The 22,145-nt window shown below is 46.5% G+C and carries 15 protein-coding genes and 1 pseudogene; 7 read left to right on the top strand and 9 right to left on the bottom strand.

The window, feature by feature from the left end:
- Nucleotides 1–54 precede the first annotated feature (54 nt).
- The 4 genes from E4N69_RS07610 to E4N69_RS07595 form a co-directional block, all read right to left on the bottom strand.
- Nucleotides 55–1,113 carry a phospho-N-acetylmuramoyl-pentapeptide-transferase gene (locus tag E4N69_RS07610; RefSeq protein WP_162663738.1) on the bottom strand — a complete coding sequence of 353 codons (1,059 nt, stop codon included), beginning with the start codon at nt 1,111–1,113 and terminating at the stop codon, nt 55–57.
- 266 nt (nt 1,114–1,379) lie between these two features.
- The gene (gene ruvC, locus E4N69_RS07605; RefSeq protein ID WP_253823452.1) at nt 1,380–1,883 is read right to left on the bottom strand and encodes a crossover junction endodeoxyribonuclease RuvC; all 504 of its coding nucleotides are present in this window, start codon (nt 1,881–1,883) and stop codon (nt 1,380–1,382) included.
- 51 nt (nt 1,884–1,934) lie between these two features.
- Nucleotides 1,935–3,692 (bottom strand): aminopeptidase P family protein, encoded by a 1,758-nt coding sequence (locus tag E4N69_RS07600; RefSeq protein WP_253823451.1) that lies wholly within the window; start codon nt 3,690–3,692, stop codon nt 1,935–1,937.
- A gap of 75 nt (nt 3,693–3,767) precedes the next feature.
- Entirely contained in the window at nt 3,768–4,385 is a 618-nt protein-coding gene (locus E4N69_RS07595; protein WP_253823450.1) for a glucosaminidase domain-containing protein, read from the bottom strand.
- A gap of 297 nt (nt 4,386–4,682) precedes the next feature.
- Between E4N69_RS07595 and E4N69_RS07590 the strand changes: the two genes are divergently transcribed.
- Complete coding sequence (locus E4N69_RS07590) at nt 4,683–5,288, top strand: type IV toxin-antitoxin system AbiEi family antitoxin domain-containing protein (RefSeq protein ID WP_253823449.1); 606 nt, start codon at nt 4,683–4,685, stop codon at nt 5,286–5,288.
- Nucleotides 5,281–6,177: pseudogene (locus E4N69_RS07585) on the top strand (nucleotidyl transferase AbiEii/AbiGii toxin family protein). Before E4N69_RS07590 ends, E4N69_RS07585 begins: the two are co-directional and overlap by 8 nt.
- 70 nt (nt 6,178–6,247) lie before the next feature.
- Here E4N69_RS07585 and guaA read toward each other — a convergent pair.
- Nucleotides 6,248–7,795, bottom strand: a complete 1,548-nt coding sequence (gene guaA / locus E4N69_RS07580; RefSeq protein ID WP_253823448.1) for a glutamine-hydrolyzing GMP synthase — start codon at nt 7,793–7,795, stop codon at nt 6,248–6,250.
- Nucleotides 7,796–7,920: 125 nt separating this feature from the next.
- On the opposite strand from guaA, the gene dnaX reads away from it, so the two are divergent.
- From dnaX to E4N69_RS07555, 5 genes are all read left to right on the top strand, one after another.
- Entirely contained in the window at nt 7,921–9,171 is a 1,251-nt protein-coding gene (dnaX, locus tag E4N69_RS07575) for a DNA polymerase III subunit gamma/tau (RefSeq protein ID WP_253713953.1), read from the top strand.
- A gap of 95 nt (nt 9,172–9,266) precedes the next feature.
- Nucleotides 9,267–9,755, top strand: coding sequence for a DNA polymerase III subunit gamma/tau (locus E4N69_RS07570; protein WP_253823447.1), 489 nt, complete (start codon nt 9,267–9,269; stop codon nt 9,753–9,755).
- Nucleotides 9,752–10,063 carry a YbaB/EbfC family nucleoid-associated protein gene (locus E4N69_RS07565; protein WP_253713951.1) on the top strand — a complete coding sequence of 104 codons (312 nt, stop codon included), beginning with the start codon at nt 9,752–9,754 and terminating at the stop codon, nt 10,061–10,063. Before E4N69_RS07570 ends, E4N69_RS07565 begins: the two co-directional genes overlap by 4 nt.
- Nucleotides 10,063–10,653 carry a recombination mediator RecR gene (gene recR / locus E4N69_RS07560; RefSeq protein ID WP_253823446.1) on the top strand — a complete coding sequence of 197 codons (591 nt, stop codon included), beginning with the start codon at nt 10,063–10,065 and terminating at the stop codon, nt 10,651–10,653. Before E4N69_RS07565 ends, recR begins: the two co-directional genes overlap by 1 nt.
- 462 nt (nt 10,654–11,115) lie before the next feature.
- Complete coding sequence (locus E4N69_RS07555; protein WP_253823445.1) at nt 11,116–17,604, top strand: hypothetical protein; 6,489 nt, start codon at nt 11,116–11,118, stop codon at nt 17,602–17,604.
- A gap of 111 nt (nt 17,605–17,715) precedes the next feature.
- Here the strand turns inward: E4N69_RS07555 and E4N69_RS07550 are convergent, their stop codons facing one another.
- The 4 genes from E4N69_RS07550 to E4N69_RS07535 are packed head-to-tail and all read right to left on the bottom strand — an operon-like array spanning nt 17,716 to nt 22,111.
- The gene (locus E4N69_RS07550) at nt 17,716–18,615 is read right to left on the bottom strand and encodes a hypothetical protein (RefSeq protein ID WP_253823444.1); all 900 of its coding nucleotides are present in this window, start codon (nt 18,613–18,615) and stop codon (nt 17,716–17,718) included.
- 44 nt (nt 18,616–18,659) lie between these two features.
- Nucleotides 18,660–19,508, bottom strand: coding sequence for an FAD binding domain-containing protein (locus E4N69_RS07545; RefSeq protein WP_253823443.1), 849 nt, complete (start codon nt 19,506–19,508; stop codon nt 18,660–18,662).
- A complete protein-coding gene (locus E4N69_RS07540; protein WP_253823442.1) occupies nt 19,498–19,977 on the bottom strand; it encodes a (2Fe-2S)-binding protein in 480 nt (159 codons plus the stop codon). Before E4N69_RS07540 ends, E4N69_RS07545 begins: the two co-directional genes overlap by 11 nt.
- Nucleotide 19,978: 1 nt before the next feature.
- Nucleotides 19,979–22,111 carry a molybdopterin cofactor-binding domain-containing protein gene (locus E4N69_RS07535; RefSeq protein WP_253823441.1) on the bottom strand — a complete coding sequence of 711 codons (2,133 nt, stop codon included), beginning with the start codon at nt 22,109–22,111 and terminating at the stop codon, nt 19,979–19,981.
- Between the last annotated feature and the right edge of the window lie 34 nt (nt 22,112–22,145).

The raw sequence follows: 22,145 nt of genomic DNA, 5'->3' as shown, positions 1-22,145 counted from the left end.
GTGTGCATCGTAGATGCCGTGCGTGGCACTCTTGATATCAGATTCGAACAAGGCTTAGCGAATTTTGAATAGAACTGCAAATACGGCAAGCGTAATCAGCAGTTGTAAAATAAGGAACTTTATCAGTACCTGCGTGGATGACCATTGAAGGTTTTTCCGCATGTGGTCATGGAGCGGGAACCGGATATTCCTAAAAATACGGATATGAAAAAAGCGTAATAACGCCACTTTAACAAGGCCTGTGCCGCCGTTCAGGAGAATCATCCCGCTGGTCATTAACAGTAAAAAGGGATTGCCCGAAATAATGACCAATACGCCGATAAAAAAGCCGAGCGCACGGGAACCTGCATCTCCCATCATCACCTTGCTTGGATAGGCATTATGCCACAGATATCCCATCAGTACGCCGGAAAGACTAAAGCAAATGAGTGCCCACTGCGCGCCGTCTACCCGATGCGGAATGAGCAGATATTCTGAAACTTTTACGTTCCCGATAATAAAATAGAAGACCATACCAAGCGAAATAAGCGCCATCAAAATGAGGGTTCCGGAAAGTCCGTCTACTCCATCGGTGCAGTTCGTTGTATTGATGGAAAACCATAAAATTAAAACGGAGACCGTAAAAAATATGGCAGGATGTACCGCGATACTTTGACTCATAAACGGAATCCAGTAAGAAATGGAATCGTCAAAATACCAATGAAAGAGTACTGCCGCAGTAATCAGCGACAACAGTAAATCCAATGCACCTTTTCGGTATTCTCCCCACGGATTAACCGACCGGTCGTCAAGATAGCCGGTGAGCATCACCAACCATGTTAAAACCAGTACCGCTATTTGCGTACCCGAAGGCATGATCAGCAGGAAAATCATAACGACAAAAATCGTAATAAATACGACCCCGCCGCCGGTCGGTTTTCCTTTTGCTGCCTCAGGAGAAATACCGAATTCCTTTCCTCTGTCTTTCGGCAAACGGCCATAAAAGCGCGGTAAAATGAATACCGTTAAAAAAAAGCCTACATAAAATGAAATTGAAATAAGTACGAGATATGATTGTAAAAGCCGCATGGGGCCGTAGAATGAAGAAAGAAGCCCCGATAAATAAAAAAGCATTGGAACAGTATATACACCCCATATAAAAAAAACAACCCTTAGCTTGCTCCAGGATAAACACATGAGCCGAATTTCTGTCATAGAGAGAGGTGGTTCCACATAGTTGCAGAATAAGCAAGACTGATGCTTTTTGAACAGCCTTTCCGTAAGCCTTTTGAAATAGACGATGTAGATACAAGGAGTTAGGCAAAAAAGTACCGCAGGCGTATCTTTGATACGTTGAGGACACTTTTTTGCCGTACGACGCAGTAGATGCGCCGTATATTTCAAAAGGTAGGTACAGTATTTACGTATGTAACCGCCGCCGCCAGCGCATCGGCGGCATGGTCGGGTTTCGGTATCGTTTTAAGGCCGAGCAGCAACTGTACCGTGAGCTGTACCTGCTGCTTTTCCGCCTGTGCGATGCCGGTAACCGCTTTTTTAATAGCGTTCGGCGCGTATTGAAAGACGGGAACACCTGCCTGCGCTAAGGCAAGCAGCGTCACGCCGCGTGCTTCCGAAACGCTCAAAGCGCTCGTTACGTTTTTTGCGAAATAGAGCGTTTCGATACCGGCGGCGGCAGGTTGGTATGTGCGGATAAGCTCCGTGAGCCGGTCAAAGACAATGAGCAGCCGGTTCCCCTGTACCTGTCCCGCCTCCGTTTGAATAACACCGTAATCAATACAGCGCATCCTGCTGCCGGACACAGTAATAATGCCGTAGCCGGTATGGGCAAGTCCGGGGTCGATCCCCATTATAATCCGTCCTGTGGCTGTCCGCTGTTCCGCCATTCTCCTTATTTTCCTACCATATTAACGCCGGTTAAAGCACGCATTTGCGTATTACAGCGCCTGTGTCCGCACTTTTAAGAATGCACGATGTGCCTCATCCAAATGAGGTTCCAGCGCCGTGCGAACCGCTTGATTATAATCGTTCAGCCACTTGAGCTCTTCGGGGAGTAGCAGCTCCTTCACTACCGGCCGTGTGTCGATCGGGCAGAGTGTCAGCGTTTCAAACTCCAAGAATGTCCCATACTCCGTTGTTTTCCATTCCTTTGTCAGCGTAAGGTTTTCGATGCGGATACCGTGACTTCCGGCGCAGTAAAAGCCGGGCTCATTGGAGGTAATCATGCCCGCCTTCATCGGAGCGTCCGTATAGCGGAGTCCGATATTCTGCGGCCCTTCGTGAACGGACAGCACATACCCGACGCCGTGTCCGGTGCCGTGCTTATAGTCCTTCCCGTATTTCCGGAGCGGATTGCGGGCAAGAATATCAAGCTTATAGCCGGTCGTGTTTTCGGGGAACTTTGCTAAGGCGAGCTGGATATGCCCTTTGAGTACTAGCGTATAATCCTCTTTTTCTTCCGCGGTGAGCGGTCCGAGCGGGATGGTTCGGGTGATATCCGTTGTTCCGTCTTTGTATTGTCCGCCCGAGTCGAGCAGTAAAAAGCCTTTGGGCTGCAAGGTAGCAGCAGTATTTTTTTTAGGCCCGTAGTGGATAATCGCCGCATTTGCTCCGTAGCCTGCAATCGTGGTAAAGCTCGCCTCTATGAAGTCGGGCTGTTCGCCACGGAAGCGCAGCAGCTGTTCGGAAATGTCCCATTCGGTAACGCCGCTATCGGCATGATCTTCCACCCATTTGAGGATTTTAACCATCGCGATGCCGTCTTTGAGGAATGCATTCCGGTAATTTTTAATTTCGGTTTCGTTCTTCACCGCTTTCATCGAAGAGGTGATATTAAGGCCTTCTATGATATCCGCTTTAATCTTGTTGCGTAAGAAGATATTTGTCCGTGCGGGATCAAGGTAGACCGTACCCTGCAGCTTTTCGGCATCGGTAAAAACCGCTTCGTAAGGCGCAACGGAGACGCCTTCTTTTTCCAGCGCCGCCTTCACCTCATCCGTCATTTGCCGCGCGTCGATGTAAAGCCGTGCGCTTTGCATATCAACCAAGGCATAGGCGGTAACAACCGGCGTACATGCAATATCGTTGCCGCGGATATTAAAAAGGTAACAAACATCCTCCAAAGCCCCGATAACCGTTGCCTCCGCTTTCTTTTCCCGAAGTGCCGCGCGGACTTCTTTGATTTTTTCCGATGCGGATTTTCCCGTGTAGCGGACATCGAGTAAAAAGGCGGCGCTTAATACGGGTGCAGGACGATCCGTCCACATCTCCCCGATAAGATCGCGGTCGATAACAAACTTCATATCGGGAAGCGACGAGTTAAACTGTGCAAACGAATTAAGCGCCATCACTTTCCCGTCCATACCGATCGTACTTCCCGCTGGAAGCGTTTGTGCAAGATATTCAAATACGGTCGGTACGTTTGGCTCTCCGCTCTTTTGCAAAAGGATACCGCTTCCCTTCAATTCTTTTTCAGCCTGTAAAAAATACCGACCGTCAGTCCATAAAAAGGCCTTGTCTTTTGAAACCAATACGGCGCCTGCCGAGCCGGTAAAGCCGGAAATAAAGACGCGGGTCTTATCGTGTTCGGCAAGATATTCGCACTGATGCGGGTCGGCGGTTGGAATATAATACGCGTCGAAGCCGCATTCCGCCATTTTATTGCGTAATACGTTAATACGTTCAGTTATTGTCATAGTGATCTCCTTCGTAAATCAATTTAAAGTAACCTCGAAAATTGAGTTTTTTAGAGGTTACCGGTTATATTTTCTTTACAATCCTGCGTACATGCGGCGCAGGAGCTGGTCTATTTTATGCCCGTAAGCAGTGTCCGATGCCCACGTTCCGGCAAGGTTATAAATATGCGGCGCCTTGCCTTTCGGATTTACATAGCGATAACGCGGATCTACGGCAGGAAGGTTGAGCGGTTCGGCGCTGGCGTATGCTTTTAGATGCTGAATATGCGCTCTGACTCCCGTTTGCTCGTCGGGAAACGCTAAACCCGGATTTTCGGCATTGATGGCGCCGAGTCCGCAAAAATTGTTCATATCTGCGGTTACCAATCCGCCGAACTGTAAAAAGCCGGTTTCCAAACACATCTGCACAAAAGCGATATCGGCATTTATCCCTTCAACTGCGGATTCTTTTACATAATACGCTGCCAAACGTTCTACTTTTTCCTGATCGACTTCTCCCGTTTGCGCTAATACGGTTTGCGTTAAAAAGAACGAAACGAGCTGTTCCTGCGTCATGCGTCCGGTACCCATAATCGCTTTAGGAATGGACGGCGGAACCGACCGGCACGAAAAGCACAGAAATACTGCAAGCAGGGTAATAAGCGCAAAAGGATGGTTTAAAAAACGTTTTATGTGAAGGGTTTTGATATTCATACGGATGGCTTTACTCCCATTCGACAGCCTCTAACATATTTTGTTTAGGGGATATTCTCTGCCGTTTTTTGACATTGATAGTATTAATCCATGCTAATATGATCAATTAATGTCCAACTATCCTAGCATAGCAAATTTCACGCGGTTTTGCAATTAGTTGCCAATTTATATTACACAGTAGTATTAATTTGTGTACTAAAAATTGTTGATATTTGAGTTTTTGCATAGTATAATCCTTTTGCGGACTATGAATCAGTTTTTTAGAAGTTTCCTTGTGATGCAGAGATTGGTAAACAAGTGGATAAAAAAGAAGTCATAAAAAGAATCATAGAGAAGTCCGACGGTATTGCTAAGGCTTCTGATTTTGTTTCTGAGAGCCTTTCCCATTACGATGTCGCATATTTATGCAAGAAAGGCTATATTGAACGCGTCAGACATGGCTATTATCAGCTTTCGGAACAAAAAGATATAAAAGAAGAACGAGTGCTTGCGGCACTTCTACCTGAAAGTATTGTCTGTGTGGAGTCAGCGTTGTTTTACTACAACTATAGCGACTTTACACCGAGGCAATGGTCGATTGCCGTTCCGCGAACATTTTCACGTACAAAGTTAAAGATTGATTCTCTTGCTATAAAAACCTATTTTGTACAGCTTGCTCATTTTGAAATCGGAAAAACAAGTGGAGATTTTGGCGGTATACAACTTGCTGTTTATGACCGTGAACGCACTATTTGTGACTGTTTTAAATATCGAACAAAATTGGATAACGAAATGTTTAACAATGCCCTCAATGCATACGCTTCCGATGAAAAGAAAAATTTGACTAATCTTTCAAGATATGCAAAGGAAATGCATGTCTACAAAAAACTGATGGATGTAATGGAGGTGCTGCTTAATGGCTGATATTGCAGCTTCCGTTCTTGCACGGCTCAAAAACAAGGCTCTCGAAAGCGGAAGAAGCTATCAGCTGTGTCTCCAGCTTTTTTGCCAAGAGGAATTTCTGCGCCGTTTGGAAAAATCAAAATATGCCGAGAATCTCGTACTAAAAGGCGGTTTGTTTCTCTATTCTCTTACAGAGTTTGACAGCAGAGTTACGATGGACGTAGACTTTTTGCTTCGAAAAATACCTAATACGCCGGAATAGTTGAAATTTATTTTAGAGGAAATTATCGCTGTTTCTACGGATAATGATTTTATAAGTTTTGAGATAAAAGATGTTGAACCGATTGCCGTTACCAAAAAATACTCAGGTATTGGAGCCTCAATTCTTGCTCGCATTAGAAATATTAAAATAAGATTCAGTGTTGATTTCGGTGTGGGGGATGTTATTGTTCCAAAACAGGAAAAGCGCAGAATTCCGACCCAACTTCCTGATTTTGTATCGCCGATAGTAAATACCTACTCCATTGAAACCGTAGTGGCTGAAAAAATCGATGCCGTTCTGAGTCTGATGGAGTTTTCTAGCCGGATGAAGGACTATTATGATATTTATTATATCGCCAACAAGTTTGATTTTGACGGTCAGGTATTGTCAGAAGCTTTAAGGGAAACCTTTGCAAATCGTAACCACCTCTTTACTGTTGAACAGTTTAAACAGGTAATGAATTTTGATAGTGATGCAACAATGCAGAAGAAGTGGAAGGCTTTTACGCGTAAGATTAACGTTAAAACGGATGATTATAGTGCAGTGCTTAATACAATAAAAGTTTTCTTGGCAGCTCCGTTCCTGTCAGCTATCGAGAGTACGGAGTACACTAAGCAATGGTCGGCTTCTTCTTGTGAATGGATTTAACATAGGAGACTATAAGACCTTTTAGCTGTGAGCTGTTGCCTCAGCTAAAAGGTCTTTTCATACGCTTCTTTTACTCCCATTCGATGGTTGCAGGCGGTTTGGGCGTAATGTCATACACCACGCGGTTGATACCTTTGACTTCGTTGATGATGCGGAGCGTAATCTTCTGCAGCAGCGGATACGGAATTTCCGCGACTTCGACCGTCATCGCATCGACCGAGGTTACCGCACGGATTGCTATGAGGTTATCATAGGTTCTGCCGTCGCCCATCGCGCCGACCGTGCGGACGTTGGGAAATACGGTAAAATACTGCCAAATAGAATCCGCCAAGCCCGCCTGCGCAATCTCTTCGCGGAGAATGGCATCGCTTTCGCGTACCCAATGCAGCCGTTCGGGAGTAATCTCTCCTAAGATACGCACCGCAAGTCCAGGGCCGGGGAATGGCTGCCGCTTGACCAGTTCGTCGGGAATACCAAGCGCCGTGCCAAGCGCCCGCACCTCGTCCTTAAATAGCATCCTCAGCGGTTCAATCAGTTCCTTAAAGTCGATATTTTCGGGAAGTCCGCCGACATTGTGATGGGATTTTATGACCGCCGCCTTTTTGCTGCCGCCGGATTCAATAACATCGGGATAGATGGTTCCTTGTACCAAAAAGTCAACGGTGCCGATCTTTTTCGCTTCCTCTTCAAAAACACGGATAAATTCTTCACCGATAATCTTCCGCTTGCGTTCGGGTTCGGTTACTCCGGCAAGTTTTTTTAAGAACCGCTCGGAGGCATCCACATGGATGATGTTAAGACCGAGTGTTTCGCGGTATGTTTTTAATACCTGCGTAGCTTCGTCTTTGCGTAAAAGACCGTGATCGACAAAGATACAGGTAAGCTGATCGCCGACAGCCTTATGTACCAGTACCGAAGCGACGGAGGAATCAACTCCGCCGGACAGAGCCGAAATAACCTTTTGGTTTCCGACCTTCCGTTTTATTTCCTGAATAACCGAATCGGCGGCGGTTGCGGCGTTCCAGACTTCGGTACATCCGCAAATACCGCGCACAAAGTTTTTGAGCATTTGTGTGCCGTATACGGAGTGTAAGACTTCGGGATGGAATTGTACGCCGTAACATTTGCGCTCGGTATTTGCCATGGCGGCGATAGGACAGTTATCCGTTTTCGCAATAACGGTAAAGCCTTGGGGAAGGGCGGATACGCTGTCGTTATGGCTCATCCACACGATGGAGTCTGCCGGACAATCTTTCCAAAGCGCTGCACCTGCCGCATCTTTGCCGGTGTACAGCTCTGTCTTACCGAATTCGCTTTTTTCTGCCGGCTGCACTTTTCCGCCGAGCAAATACGTCATCAGCTGCATTCCGTAACAGATACCCAACACCGGTACCCCTAAGTTGAATATTTCAGGATTGCAGGTTGCCGCATCTTCGGCATATACGGAGTCGGGCGCTCCGGTTAAGATGATTCCTTTTAAATCACTACTTTGTATACGGGTAAGTTCTGCGTCGAAAGGAAGCACTTCACAATATACTCCGCATTCGCGGACACGGCGGGCAATGAGCTGGCTATACTGCCCTCCGAAATCAAGGATAATAATTTTTTCTGTGTGCATAGTGTACTATATCAGTGTATGACTTGTTAGACAAGGCGCTTTTCGATTAGATGTCAAGGCTTTCCGTTAGATTTTTACGTGAGTAAATACTTTATCCAAAGCTCAATTTATGATACTATGAGCGGATGGAGTACCAAGTAACGGCGACACGGCGCAGGCCTCAGCGATTTGAAGATTTATTAGGGCAGGATTTTGTTGCGGCGACGCTGCAAAAATCTATTGAAGCGGGGAAAATAGCCCATGCGTATCTTTTTTCGGGGCCGCGCGGATGCGGTAAAACCAGTTCGGCGCGTATTTTAGCCAAGGCACTCAACTGTGAAACGGGAACGGTCGCTACTCCCTGCGGAGTTTGTACCTCGTGCCGCGAAATTACGGCGGGTTCAAGTATCGATGTTATCGAAATAGACGGCGCATCGAATACGAGCGTCAACGATGTGCGTCAAATTAAGGACGAAATCCTCTTTCCGCCTAATACCAGCCGGTATAAAATCTACATTATCGACGAAGTTCACATGCTTTCTACGAGCGCCTTCAATGCGTTGCTGAAAACGATTGAAGAGCCGCCTCCGTATGTCATCTTTATTTTTGCAACAACCGAACTGCACAAGGTTCCGGCAACCATCAAAAGCCGCTGTCAACACTTCAATTTTAAATTAGTCGATGTTGAGGTGCTTAAACAGGCATTGGCGGAGGCGGCGGCAGAGCTGCATATCGAGGCTGACGACGAGGCGCTGTACTGGATTGCGCGTGAGGCTACCGGAAGCGTGCGCGATTGTTACACTTTGTTCGATCAGGTGGCTGCCTTTTCGGACGGTCATATCACCTTTGAAAAAATACAGAGCACGCTCGGTTTAACGGGTACCGATTCGATCGGTGCCTTGCTGACTGCTTGCGTTCAAAAGGATGCCGCCGCCGCGCTGCTCACCCTTGATACTATTCTGCAAAACGGAGTTTCCACCGAGCAATTTACGGTAGACTGCACCAACTATCTCCGCAGTCTCCTCTTGATACAGCAAGGTATTACAAAAGAAGCTTTGATCGGGCAGCGCGCGGATCGGTTTCCGCAGGAAATACTGACAGGCTGGGGTGCGCAGCAGCTTGAGCGCGCGCTGTATCTGTTTTTGCAGCTTTTCAGAGATCTCCGGTTCTCGCTCAATCCTCGTTATGAACTGGAATTAACGGTTTCCCGCCTTGCATGGCTTTCCGACTATGTTTCTCCAAAGGAACTGAAAGAAGCCTTTGATGCGGCTCAAGCGCTGCTCGCAGGCGTACCCACAGCGGCTCACACGGCAACCAGAGCACTGCCCGGCAGCGGGGCGCCGCAAAAAGGCGGGGCTGCCTCCCCTTTTTTAAGACCGGCGGCTTCTCTTCGCTGAAAGCTGCCGGTACTTACGGAAACACCGCATCGGCCGGGATACCGGTCAATGCTCCGGTCGGGATAGCCGGCACCTCGCAGATTCAGTCGCCGCCGGTGCAGCAAATTAACCCGCCGGCAGCGGGACGTCAGTCGCCGCCGACGCCGCAGATTCGCCATCCGATAACGGGAAATCAGCCTTCGGCAGTACGGCTGCCTCCAGTGGAAGCCCCGTCGCAGCCCCATATACAAAATATCGGTGAACTCAAAGAAGCGCTCGTTCAGCATCTACTCATAGAACATACGATGTTGTCGGCGGCAGTCGCTAAAACGCTCAACTGGATCGAACGGGACGGTGTGCTGTATATGGCCGTGCATACGCCTTTTGAAGTGCAGCAGCTGCAGCGAGAAAAGAATATCCTAACCCGAAAAACAGCCGAGCTTTACGGCAAAGAATTGAAAATACAGATAACGCTCGCTCAAGCAGAGACGGCGCAAAAAGTAGCCGTCCCCGCGCGGGTAGAGATGGTACTGCGTAACATAAAAGGCAGCATCGTTGACATACAAAAAAAAGCGGTTGAAGAAGAACCGGAGGAAGAAGAATGAACATAAATCCGTTTGAATTGATGAAAAACGCAAAAGATTTGCAGACTCATTTCGGGAAAATGCAAGAAGAACTGGCATCGCTCCGCGTGCAAGGTGTTTCGGGCGGCGGCTTGGTAAAGGTAACCCTGAGCGGTACCTTCGATATGGTAAAAGTTGAACTGGATCCAATCGCCGTCGATAATCGCGATATCCCGATGCTGCAGGATCTGATCCGCTCCGCCCATACCGATGCAATAGAGAAAATTAAGGAAACGCTGAAAGAAAAGATGGGACCGCTCGCTGCACTTGCGGGAGGAATGCCGTCATAATGAACGCGCTTGAAGACCTTATCGACAATTTATGCCGCCTGCCGGGTATCGGAAAAAAGAGCGCCGCCCGGCTCGCATATCATATTCTCAAGCAGGATCCTCCCTATGCCCACCGGCTGGCGGATAGCCTCTACAAGCTTCACGACAGCATCAGACCCTGTCCGGTGTGCGGGGCTTTTACCGATCAAGACGTATGTGACATTTGCAGCGATCCCACGCGGGACGGCTCCTGTATCTGTGTCGTGGAGCAGCCGCAGGATGTCTCTACTCTGATGAGCATAGGCGAGTACAGGGGGCTTTTTCACGTGCTCGGCGGTGTTATCGCGCCGCTTGAAGGCATCGGACCGGAGCAACTCCGCATCGCAAGTCTCGTTAAACGAATCGGCAACGGTACGGCGGTAAAAGAGGTGATCCTCGCAACCAATCCGACCATCGAAGGGGATACCACCGCCCTCTATATCCAAAAAGTATTGCGCGATCTTCCCGTCGAGGTTACTCGCCTTGCGTCGGGCCTGCCGGTTGGCGGCGATTTGGAGTACACCGACAAACTGACTCTAATGCGCAGCTTTAAAGGCAGGATAAAGATTTAAGATTTAGTTTTCGCTTGACAAAGGTCAGAATTACCAGTATATATTAGGCAATATTTAGTAATATATGCGGTAATCCGCCGCCCCCCTAAAAGTTATTTGTAAAAGTAATCGTACAAAAAAGTTTATCATTAACAACAACATTAAAGTTCTGAGCTATTGCTGTCTATATGAGAGGCGGGATAGCAGAAAGTTGTGCCGGTTATGCGTTACCGATTAGACGGGAAAGCAAGACGGTAAGGTTCTGCCGCAGAGAAGCGCAGAAGAAATTAAACCTGTTCGGAAACTTCCGTTTCTGAACAGGGTACCTTGAAATGCGATGTTCTAAATCGTGCTATTTGTGCGATTTAGAACTCGTCGACCTATTCGAAAGCGCATTTATCGAATAGGTCTATTATAGTGCGTTTTTATCACCGGAGTATGCGTGGTAAGAACGCTTGCGAAATGGAGCGGAGAAAAAAGCTTATGAAAAAGATGAATCGCGCAATATCTGTTGTACTGATTATATTAACTGCTATTGCAGGTTTTACCTGTAAACCGGGCTTAGGCAGCCAAATCGACATCCTTCCGCCGAGCGGGGAGATTATCTATCCCGATGCGGGTGAGACGCCGATACGGGGTTCATTTATTTTGAGAGGAACGGCAAAGGACGACGAAGGCGTACGAGCAGTTTCAATCGTTTTTGAAAACATAGAAACGAAAGACAGCACGCGTTCTTTTCCGGCAAGTCTTTCCAAGCCGGGCGCCGATAGTACAGAGTGGACTGTATCCATAGATAACGAACCTACGGGGACGGAAGCGCCGCCTCACGAACTCGTAAAGATCTATCCCATCCCCGACGGTGAATACACGGCGATCGTTACCGTTACCGACAATGGAGGAAAGCCGTCTACATTTACTAAGAACTACAAAATAGACAACACCCCGCCGGTATTTATCGTGCAGCGACCGTCGAGGTTTGTTGATGGAAGTACCTCTCCTTCATCATCGGATCCGGCAGACGGTTATGGCTCGACTTTTTCTGTTGTGGGACAGGTGGGCGAAAAAAATACCGTTGAAAAACTGAATGTGCATGTTCCGGGAACGTCGCCGATCGATATGACTAATATGTTCGTGGGCAACAATATAAACGCGCAAGTCGCCGTATCGAAAGTTGTTTCAGGTAGTGAAACGGATCTCTTATATAAGTTGCAAGAGCAGGATAAAACGAAGCCTATCAGAAGTCAATTATATTTATACGACAATGCCCGCGAATATAAGGGCGGCAGCGCTTCCGGCGAAGGAAATAAGGCCGACTGGTATTATGTGTGGGATAGTATTTATACAGATGTCATAGCAAAAGGCTACACGCCCGAAGTAATCAGCGATTATTTTGCCGGTAAAAAAGGTTCGAATAAAAACGAACACGACCAAAAGATACTGGCCTTGCGCGGCGATACGGCAGCTTTGAATATACTTAAAACGACGATGATTAGAATGACTGAAAAGCGCAGCACTTTTAAACTTGATCCGAGTCAATCTCCCGGTTTTACAGTTATCGGTGTAAGAAGTTTGCCTGTAGATCCTGCTTTAACTCTTTCAAACGCTACGCCGATGCTCTTTAAAAACGGAGGCGAAACGGCATTTTCGATAGAGCTTATCCGTAATAAAAATAACACTCCATTGACGGCCGGCTTTGACCTTGCTAGGTATAAGGAAAGCAATATTGAGATCGTTTTACGTAAATGGAATAAAGCGACTGGTACGAATGAAGCGGATAGCTTAAAAAATGATGAAAATTATGAAGAGAAGAAACTGGTAAAATTTTCTGAGTTGACGGATACAAGCAATATTACGGTAGTAGATGGAAAGTTACGTGTAAAATGTGTCTTTGATCCGTCTTGGGGTGAAGGATACTATGCCGTAAAGGTTAAAGGTACCGACACCTCCGGAGCCGCTTCAAATAAATTTGAAGCTTATGACACCTCTAATACGGTAAGCAACAGCCTTTATATCATAAACTTTCTTGCTACCGGAAGCGGTCCGAGAATACGGCCGATCCGTCCGCAAGGCTTTAAAAATACAACTGTGGATATAGAAGCGGATGTTACCGGTATCGATGCGACAGGCGAGGTGTACTACAATATAGATGCACCGGTGAATACCGCGAGCCCAGATCCGGCAAAGAAGCTGATAAAGGTCAATTCCGACCCGAATGATCCGCGATACAAAGCAGCGGGCGTTACTATAAGCGGTCTTTCGGACGGAATCCATAAAATTCACTTTTTAGCTAAAACAAGTTCGGGTTCAACCGATACGGACACTACCGAATTTACCGTCGATAAAACGGGGCCAACGATTGAAATAGTATATCCTGAAGAAACCGATCCGCAAGCGGGAGACATTGTCGTTTCGGGTCGCATCAGCGATGAATGGGCCGGAGTAAATCCCGAAAAAACCAAATACATATTGGGTAAAAAGACTCCTGCACCGACGGTAGATACTGCTACCGGCTGGAAAATAATGAAGGATGCACCTGATACTTCCACAAAAGGTTCGTGGAGTATTCACATAAATTTGGATAACGTTCCTTCATCGGAATACGGTGCGGCTGTCGGTAGATATAGAAAAATACCGTTATATGTTTTTACGGAAGACGAACTGGGGAATAAAGCTGTACGTGAAAAACAGATACTCTTTGATACTGAGGGAACAAAGCCGATTGTGAAAGTACTTTCACCGCAGAATACTACTCCTACTACAAAATTAGGCGGTACTATACAGATATTCGGAACTGCAAGTGTACCTAAAGGCGGACCGGCAGCGGTGCGTGAAGTATATATTCAATTTTCTCGTGATGGTAATTTTACCTCTGCCGCAGATGGAACATTTGGTACAATCGACTGGTACAATGGCGGAAACGGACAGCTTATTCCAGGGACAGATACTAACGGAGGCGCAGACTGGAGAATCAGTATAAACGGCGATGGTTCATTTAATCATGCAACCAATCAAAACCAAGATGTCTATTTTAGAGTCCGTGCGAAAAATAAAAATGGTACATCGATGGGGGACTGGAGCGATAAAATAAAAATAATCGTCGATAAGTCTGCTCCTACGATTGGAAGTCCCAATGCTGTTAAAGTAGACGATTCTTCGAGTACCGTTCTTGCCGGCAGTGCGAACGCAAAAGACTATACGCCTAATATGTGGGTAGGACGCAATAAAAAACTAATCGGCTCATTAAAAGACGATTCGGGTATAAAGGCTGTTCAAATTGCATCTACCGGTCTTGCTGGCGGTGTGAATTATGATCTTGCTCAAGCTAAAGCAGTGGGTTGGATAGCTGATGCTGCAGACGGAAATTATGAGCTAAAGATTCCGTTCGACTTAGATGCGCTGAGCTCTGCTGCAAAAGCGGCTGGAGAATTTAGTGTAACCGTTTCCATTACAGAAAATACAACATCTCCGGCATTGAGTACACAACAAACGTTTACCTTCCGTTTCGATACAACCGATCCCATTGGTGATTTCGGTACTGAGCGATACGTAAGCCTTGGGAATTTTACGTCTTCTTCAATCACTGATGCACAGCTTGCACAAAAGGTGAAAGATTTAGGCGCTACAACATCTTCCGGCGGCGGATGCAAAATAGTGGCGGACAATCATATACTCACGGTAACGAAAGTAACGGGCGATAAGATTGAATTTACCGCCTCTCCGGCTCTTACTGCTGGACGCCACAGCTATATTCTGTATAAACCGGAAACGCTGATATACAAAAACAACAGTGGAAAATGGATTGTCAATGGTGTGGCGAATGACAGTGGTTCAGGTGTTGCAGAAGTGAAGGCTTGGGTAAGTGTTGAAACTGATCCCTTATTGCATACGGTAATTAAATCACCTGAAACAGTTATAAACGAAACCGATAATGCCAATAGAATAACTAAGCAACTTGGTGGAACCGTTACGTGGAAGGGACTAGTTGATTTTGGTTCCGTCCCAGACGGTAAGGGAACACTGCATTATACCATAACCGACAAGAGTGGTAATACGTATAGCCATAGTGTAGATGTGCATGTAAAAAACAATCCTATTATGGTAAGTGCGGTAACACTTTCTACCGATATAGGCGGTACGCCGAGCTCCTTCATCGGAGGTTTGTCTGGTCATTTAAATGCGAACCGCAATTTTATTGGAAGCGTTACGAGTACGGAATTTGCCTTTAAGAACAAAGATAACTCAAAGATTAAGGTTGACTTTACCGGCGGTCAGGGTGCCGTAAAATATCGGCTTAAAAAAGGCGACGATACGACTGAGCTGCAACCCCTTACTCCCATTACAAGCGGCAGTGAAATTGATTTAAAAAATCATTTGACTGCAATCGGTAATTCAAATGGTACGCCTACCAAGATAATTCTTGAGCTGTGGGACGAGGCTCATGGGTTTACGGTGGGCACAGATACCGCTTTTGCAAAAATAACGATTAAAACGCTCTTTGAAGCTATCGATACTAAACCGCCGACGGTGGTCATTCTTCCGTTCCACTGGAATAAGGAGGACGACAACTCACTGTATCAGAACAGCCGTGCTAACGGACATGTGGAAATTGATACATCTTCCGTTTCGGGTAAGGTTACAATCCGCGGGTTTGCGTATGACAATATTAAACTGGATAAAATTGAAGCAACATTCCAGGATGCAGCGCCGCTGAATGTTTCTGCGACAAGAACCGGTAATACATGGGCTTCCAATAAAACTATGGCTGCAAATGATGTGGAATTAAAAGTTACCCATTTGGACGCGGATTATTTGGGCTATTATGTTAAGTGGGAACTCAGCTTTGACAGTTCAAAAATCCCGATGGGAGCGGATAAAAATATTAAAGTAATAGCGAACGATGGAGGAAGAGACTCCGTAGAAAGCGGAGGAACGGGAATACCGACAACATTCAATACTGTAACTCGGGGTGCTGAAAATTCCGCTTCACATAGCAGTTTCACTTCGGCAAATATCGGGCAATTTGTTTTATTCGAAACGGGGCAAAAACGATATCTTACCCGTATCAGCAACAAAAACGGCAATACAATAACATTGGCCGATTCCGTACCGACTGATATGGATAAAGCTGCTGTGTATGACTATTCGGCAAATAAAACAAAGACATCGGTAAAGAGTGTACCGTATATTACCGGCGTCAGCAGAAAAAGTTCATACAATACAAAGCGGGCGCGAAGCGGTGCTATACCTTTGCTCCGCGGGGAAGCTGCCAATACGATTACAGGCTTTAACTTTGAAGGAAGCGCTCCCTCTTTAAAGATTACTGAAAATAAAGACGGAACCGGTTCTTCAGTTGTAATGGCGAATCTTACTTTAAGTGGTGATAAGAAGAGTTTTTCCTTTACAGTGCCCGATACGGCAAAAGACGGATATCTGCATCTTGTGGTAAACGGTGTTGCTGCGGTGAATAATACAAATGCGTATACCGAAAGCAATATGGAAAAATCCAACACATACGGAACCGCAAAACATTCCGACGACAGGTTTGTGCATATCTGGCGTGTAAATAAAGAAGATACGTTTAAGGGCAGCAAGAATGCCATTTATCCGGCAATGAGTAAAGGAACTGACGGCACACTGTATGCTTCATTCAGTAATTATTCAAAGTCGGAAGTGTATTATTCAAATGCATTTACAGGGAATGATGCTGTTGTAGCAGGAGGAGATGGTACGACAAAGTTATTTACGGGATATGACCCGCCGGAAGAAACCGATATAACCGTGAACGGAACGGAAGTAAATGTCCTGTATGCTGCAAATTATCATGGCGGAAGTGATAAATTCTGGGGTGATGGCTACGACTTTAATTGGAATGATACTAGTCCTTTCACCGCCGGAGGTATATACCTCTATGATAAAGATGCAAAGTCGACCCTGGTTAATAATCTCCCCGCCACTCCTACCCAAAATCGGAATGCTAATGTCTATCGCTTTGAACTGTTTACTTACGATAATGAGCTGCAGCAGTTTAAAAACATACGGACAGTGCGTTCCGGCTATAACATCTATGTTGTCTATTATGACAGATTAACGGGAGCCGTAAAATTCGCCTGGGTAGATGACAGCAAAAAGCCGGATACAAGTGGACAAGCGCTTCCGTGGTGCGTCATAGACGGTAATAGCGACGTAACCGATAGAGAAGGTAAAGTACCGGATCATCAGACTAATACTCCAGGAGCTAATCCGCCGGATAATGTATTTACATTTGTGAGTCCCAACGGTACATCTTATGCATCTCCGTATGTATTGAGCAATTTTGAAGACAGTCTTTCCGTTTCAAATGCGGTGTGGGAATCTATTGCTGTTACGACGACTACACAAGGCTATCCCGTTGTAGTGTATATGGATGCCGCAACAGGAAGTTTACGCCTTGCAAGAAGTACGAAAAAACAGCCTACGTTGCCTACCGATTGGACGATTCAAAAGGTTCTCACTTCTTCGGATCCGAACGGTAATCTTGCAAGTGACTACATCAATGCATGTATCGGCAGCGATGGGATTTTGCATATCGCGTTCCAAAATACCAAGGGAGAACTCGTGTACGTAAAGTCTACGAATAGATCCGATACCGGTTCAACGAAATATACGTTTGAAAAGTCGGAAGTATTGGATGATTCCGGTATGTCTATAGATATGACAATGAACGACGCGACTCCGTATATCTCGTATGTGTCCCGTCCCAATTCATACGATGCTATCCGCATTGCCTATAAAACATCTATGGACTTTAACAATACGGGAACGAATGTGAATGGCTGGGAGACAATGACCGCTCCTCTTAACGAGCGCGCTGCAAACAGCCGTATCTGCATTGAAACACAGGCAAAGTATCACAATGCTCCGGGTACGATGCCTGTTGCGGTAGGGTTTAAAACCAATTCGGATTACCGTGCAGCGTTCTATGTAGGAAAGTAAAAAAGAAGAGAAAAATGTCGTAAAATATGTAAAATAAAAGTTTTGGTAAAAAGTTTTGGGCACCGTTAATAAACGGAAGTTTTTAACGGTGCCCTTTTTGTATTGTCTTGTTTAGCGGTAATGTTCTTTCATCCACAAAAAATTATCGGCTATTTTGTTCCAACGCGAATTTTGTTTATGAGGAATACAGTCTTCCTGCCAATACCACCAAAAATAGCCGCCGATATAGCGGTGGTTATAGGGGAGCATACGATAATATCTATCTGCCTGGGCATTGAAGGTTTTTCCTGCGTTGTGTGGTTTTGCAAACCCGCATTCACCGAATCCAAGCAAAGAATTAGGAAACATATTATACAGATTTTTGAACATATTCTGCCATTCTTCATGCTTACCGTTATTATCATCGTCATAGTAACTGACTAATACATAATCAAGTGTATTCCGCATATCAGGAGGAATATAGTTTAAAAGCCAGTCCTCCATTGCTATACTTTGAGAATCCGGATCAGCCATATATGCGGTAAGTGCCGTTGCAAAACCTTGCTGATGTATGTATTTCCACGCCGTATAAACCTTCTCGGCAATCAATTTCTCCGAATCGCCCAACCATCCTTCTCCGTTGACTTCATTTCCGATTTCCCAAATATCTACGTACGGCGTGAGATATGCCACACATTCGGCAAAACGCGCCTTATAGGATTCGGCTGTTTTATAAAAAGCCATATCATACGAATCGCATGGGCAAAGCATAATATACGCGACTTCGTGAATACCGGCGAGAAGTGAAACAAAATTAGCCGGCTTTTTGTCAGCATCAATAACAATACGTGCTGTCGGTTTTACCGGTAGTGCTTTAATTGCATCTATGATAGCTGTGATAGAATGCTCTGAAACATCATCAAGCGTTATACCGTACAGCGGAGAAGGAATACGGCCTTGTATGTGTGTATTCGTTGCTGTAGCGGTGTAGGCGGATAGTAGTAATATAAAAAGTATTGTATGCCGTAACATAATGTTGATACTAGCATGAGAAGCAACTCTGATACAATGTACGCTTAATTGGTCAGTAAGTAGATACTCTCTTCAATCAAGTTGAAAAAACACGCTTTTTGGAACTCGGATATCTCCGCGGCGGAAAAGGTGTCGCTGAAAATCTCTTCGGTTTCTTTCATCAATGCGCCGACGCTGCGCCGGTCGATGGGGAGTCCCTTTCCGGTTAAAAGGTTTTCAAACTCTTTACTCTTTATCAGCTGAGTGCTGCCGAACAGCAGTTTAACATCGGAAAGCAGATTTTTCTGTGTGCGAGCCATAAATACAAAAGAGGCGGTATCGGCAGTAATATGACCGATCGGTCCAAGCCGCTTATAATATGAAATAGTCCATTCTTCAAACGGGACGCGCACACGGAGGATAATATGCGGGCTCTGGCGCAGTACAGTGCTGCTTTCGTCGCAATACTGAATCAGCGGCATCCAAAATGTTTCCTTCCGTGTCCGTATTTCGATTTTGGTATCGAGCGCGACTAACGGGATAAGGCAGGAATTTTGCATGGGCGCTTGCGCGATGTTTCCGCCGATGGTTGCAAGTGAACGGACACCGGGATTGGCCGCGAGGGAAATCGCCTGATAGAGAATTTGCGGTACGTTTTTTTCTCCCAGTTCTAAAATGGTATTGAGGGTTGCGGCAGCGCCGAAGTCTATGAAGCGTTCCCGTTTGGCGATGGTTTCAAGTTCGGGAAGATTCTTTAGGAATAAAATCGATTCCGGCAAGAGGAAACGGTCGGTATGGCAATCTTTGAGCAATCCCGTGGTGCCGGCAAGCGGGGTAATGTCGGTATTGTTCTGCATCAGCGTATACAGCTCTGCCATGCTTTTTGCGGTATTGACGATATAATTATTTTTCATGCCGCTTGCTCCTCCTTGATCTGCATACCTGTTTTAACGCTGCGGTGATCGAAACAATATCGGTACACCGGCACACGGTTCCGATATAGGCATCGCGTATTTGTTCGTCGGTGGGGTTCCAGTGTTTTTGCACAATACTGTGAGCGGTTAAAAGGGTACCCGCAGAGCAAAAACCGCACAGCGTAATGCCTTCTTTTTCAAACGCGGTGGTAATATCTTTATATTCCTGCGTAGTGCTAAAGGCTTCAAATGTAATAATATTCTGCCCCGCTACGGCAAAGATGGGAATTATACAGGACGGCACCGCATGATCGTTTAAGAGCACCGTGCAGGAATTGTAGGTCTCCTGCATACAGCTTTTCTTCACGCTGAGCAGGCCGAAATCCCGCCTCAGCACGTCTGACAATCGCTCATCGGCATCGGTTTCAATCTCTACCGCTTGGTTATTCAGATTAAATCGTATTCTCATATTATTTTTTCCCCGTTAACGCTTTAAATAAGCGTTCAGTGCGGATCGGCAGCGTATCTATCCGCGTCGGAACACGCAGCAGTATTTGGTTTAACGCCGCAAGATAGGCAGCGGGCAGTATATTCAGCGCACATGAATCGAAAGCACTCATCGAATTTCCCCGTTCTGGAATATCCACGGAAAGAGGTGGCATTTCAGTCGGCAGTATCATCCGATATTCCGAATAGGGGAGGGGAGTATCCTCGGCTTCCGACTGGGGGAGCGCTTCCTTTGCGGTACGTGATAATGCCGCGGCAATATTTTTACGCAGATAGTTGAGAACCTGCTTTTTTTCATAGATTTTTCCGGGATGACATGCGAACCACACTTTCCGGATTTGTATTTCATAGCAAACCGTATCCAGTTCAAGTTCGATAATACAGGCAGCGGGCGTTTTGGCTATAAACGGAACACTATTTTTGCCGGTTTTATTTTCTGTTTTATTTTCTATCGATGAAACATTTGGCTGCGGAGTATCGAGCGGCGGAACATCGGACTGTGAAACATCGGCTTGCGAGGTGTTAGGTTGTGAGGCATCCGGGGGCGGGGTGCGGGTACTTCTCGAAATACTGATCGGCAGCGGATTGCGGAATCGCTGCTCCTGTAAATCGTGCAGGCATTGCTCAACGAGGGGAAGAACGATACCGGCGGTGTTGTCGGCAGTTGCGGGTCCGGACTCGTTCATATCTGCAGTCGTAAGACCGGCAAAGGTAATATCGGATTCGGTAATGTTCAGTTTTTTGGCAGCCAGCTTCCTGATGACTCTTTTTACATTGTCCTCTGCCGGTTCCGCCTTAATAAAAAGCCGATTGTGAACGTCCAGTGTCAGTTCTGCCGTATACGTGAAGTCTGCGGCGCATCCACTGTATTGGAAGCCTGCTGCCAATCCGATACCGCGCCACCGCCCGTCCCGTTTATCCGTTTTGCCTCGGTTAAAAACATTATACGCGGCATATTTACAGATAAAATCGCTTTTGCCGGTCAAAAGTTCGAAGAGGCTTGAAAAAACGGCGCCGTAATTGTCCGACATATTTTGTATGCGCCATTCTGCCGGAGAGAGATTGTAATCCTGAATAATTTTGTTGATGTGGTTTTCCAGTGCGTTTGACACGTAGTAGTCGCCCCATCCTTCGAGAATATCGATAAGACCTCCCGTCGTTTTTGATGCCCGCACCTCGATCCGGTAGTTCGGTACGGTGTACGGCCCTAATGCAGCGGCGGCCATTTGCTTGAGTATGTTGCCGATAAGCGGACAGCAGGCGCCGGCGTTGACAATAATCGAAATCTGCATTGCGGCAATCGAATGAGTATCGGACAGCGCCGATTGATGTTCGATAATCATCTCCGGCGTTTTAGGTGCGGCTGCTCTGCTCTCTTCCGCTGACAGGTTGAGCGAAACGGTTTTCCGCTGCAGCACCGCTGCAACGGCGCACTGACAGGCGAGGAGGGACGGAAACCATAAAAGCTCATTGAATGTTTCGCCGGTTTGGGTTGGGTGCACGACAACAGTTTCTTCCGCAAGCCCGGTCGCTTTTGCTACCGCAGTACGGACATGAAACGGCCACTGGGTAGGCACATAGATGTCAAGTCCGTCCTCGCGGAACACCGTAACGGCGGAAAACGGTTCCGAACGGGCTGCATACTGCGAAGCTATTTTGAGCGATGAGAATACGGTTGAAGCGGCTGTTTCAAAGATTGAATCAATATCTCCGGCAGTACGCACCTCCCGTGCAACGATAGGATAGTCGAACAGCGTATGCGGCCGCCCTGCTTCAAAGCTGTCTTCGGGTATCGGCTCCAGTTCTATTGTGACATCCTTCCGCAGTGCCTCAAGCGCCGCCTCATTATCACCGGTGAGGATTCCGACTGCTTGTCCTTTATAGTTTATCTCGTCCGCTGCAAAAAGAGGAAGCGAATGTTCGAATATGTCGATCGTTTTTTGAGCAGGCAGCTGCGCTGCTCCGTAAAAGGCATAGCCTTCGGGTAAGGGCGGCAGATGCACGGCGGAAACAATTCCCGACGGTACGGGAGCACGGACAATCACCGCATACTGCTGCCCCTCAAAGCTCATATCCGAAACAAATTGTTCTATCATATCAAACTTCCTGTCAAATTCCTGCTTTTTGAAA

This window comes from Treponema sp. OMZ 906 (assembly GCF_024181185.1).
Taxonomy (GTDB): domain Bacteria; phylum Spirochaetota; class Spirochaetia; order Treponematales; family Treponemataceae; genus Treponema.
This window is presented reverse-complemented; position numbering and strand designations above follow the sequence as displayed.

Excerpts from the sequence above, each read along its gene's own strand:
- E4N69_RS07610 (WP_162663738.1), bottom strand. The coding sequence starts at position 1,113 with ATGCTTTTTTATTTATCGGGGCTTCTTTCTTCATTCTACGGCCCCATG.
- ruvC (WP_253823452.1), bottom strand. The coding sequence starts at position 1,883 with ATGGCGGAACAGCGGACAGCCACAGGACGGATTATAATGGGGATCGAC.
- E4N69_RS07600 (WP_253823451.1), bottom strand. The coding sequence starts at position 3,692 with ATGACAATAACTGAACGTATTAACGTATTACGCAATAAAATGGCGGAA.
- E4N69_RS07595 (WP_253823450.1), bottom strand. The coding sequence starts at position 4,385 with ATGAATATCAAAACCCTTCACATAAAACGTTTTTTAAACCATCCTTTT.
- guaA (WP_253823448.1), bottom strand. The coding sequence starts at position 7,795 with ATGCACACAGAAAAAATTATTATCCTTGATTTCGGAGGGCAGTATAGC.
- dnaX (WP_253713953.1), top strand. The coding sequence starts at position 7,921 with ATGGAGTACCAAGTAACGGCGACACGGCGCAGGCCTCAGCGATTTGAA.
- E4N69_RS07565 (WP_253713951.1), top strand. The coding sequence starts at position 9,752 with ATGAACATAAATCCGTTTGAATTGATGAAAAACGCAAAAGATTTGCAG.
- recR (WP_253823446.1), top strand. The coding sequence starts at position 10,063 with ATGAACGCGCTTGAAGACCTTATCGACAATTTATGCCGCCTGCCGGGT.
- E4N69_RS07555 (WP_253823445.1), top strand. The coding sequence starts at position 11,116 with ATGAAAAAGATGAATCGCGCAATATCTGTTGTACTGATTATATTAACT.
- E4N69_RS07550 (WP_253823444.1), bottom strand. The coding sequence starts at position 18,615 with ATGTTACGGCATACAATACTTTTTATATTACTACTATCCGCCTACACC.
- E4N69_RS07545 (WP_253823443.1), bottom strand. The coding sequence starts at position 19,508 with ATGAAAAATAATTATATCGTCAATACCGCAAAAAGCATGGCAGAGCTG.
- E4N69_RS07540 (WP_253823442.1), bottom strand. The coding sequence starts at position 19,977 with ATGAGAATACGATTTAATCTGAATAACCAAGCGGTAGAGATTGAAACC.
- E4N69_RS07535 (WP_253823441.1), bottom strand. The coding sequence starts at position 22,111 with ATGATAGAACAATTTGTTTCGGATATGAGCTTTGAGGGGCAGCAGTAT.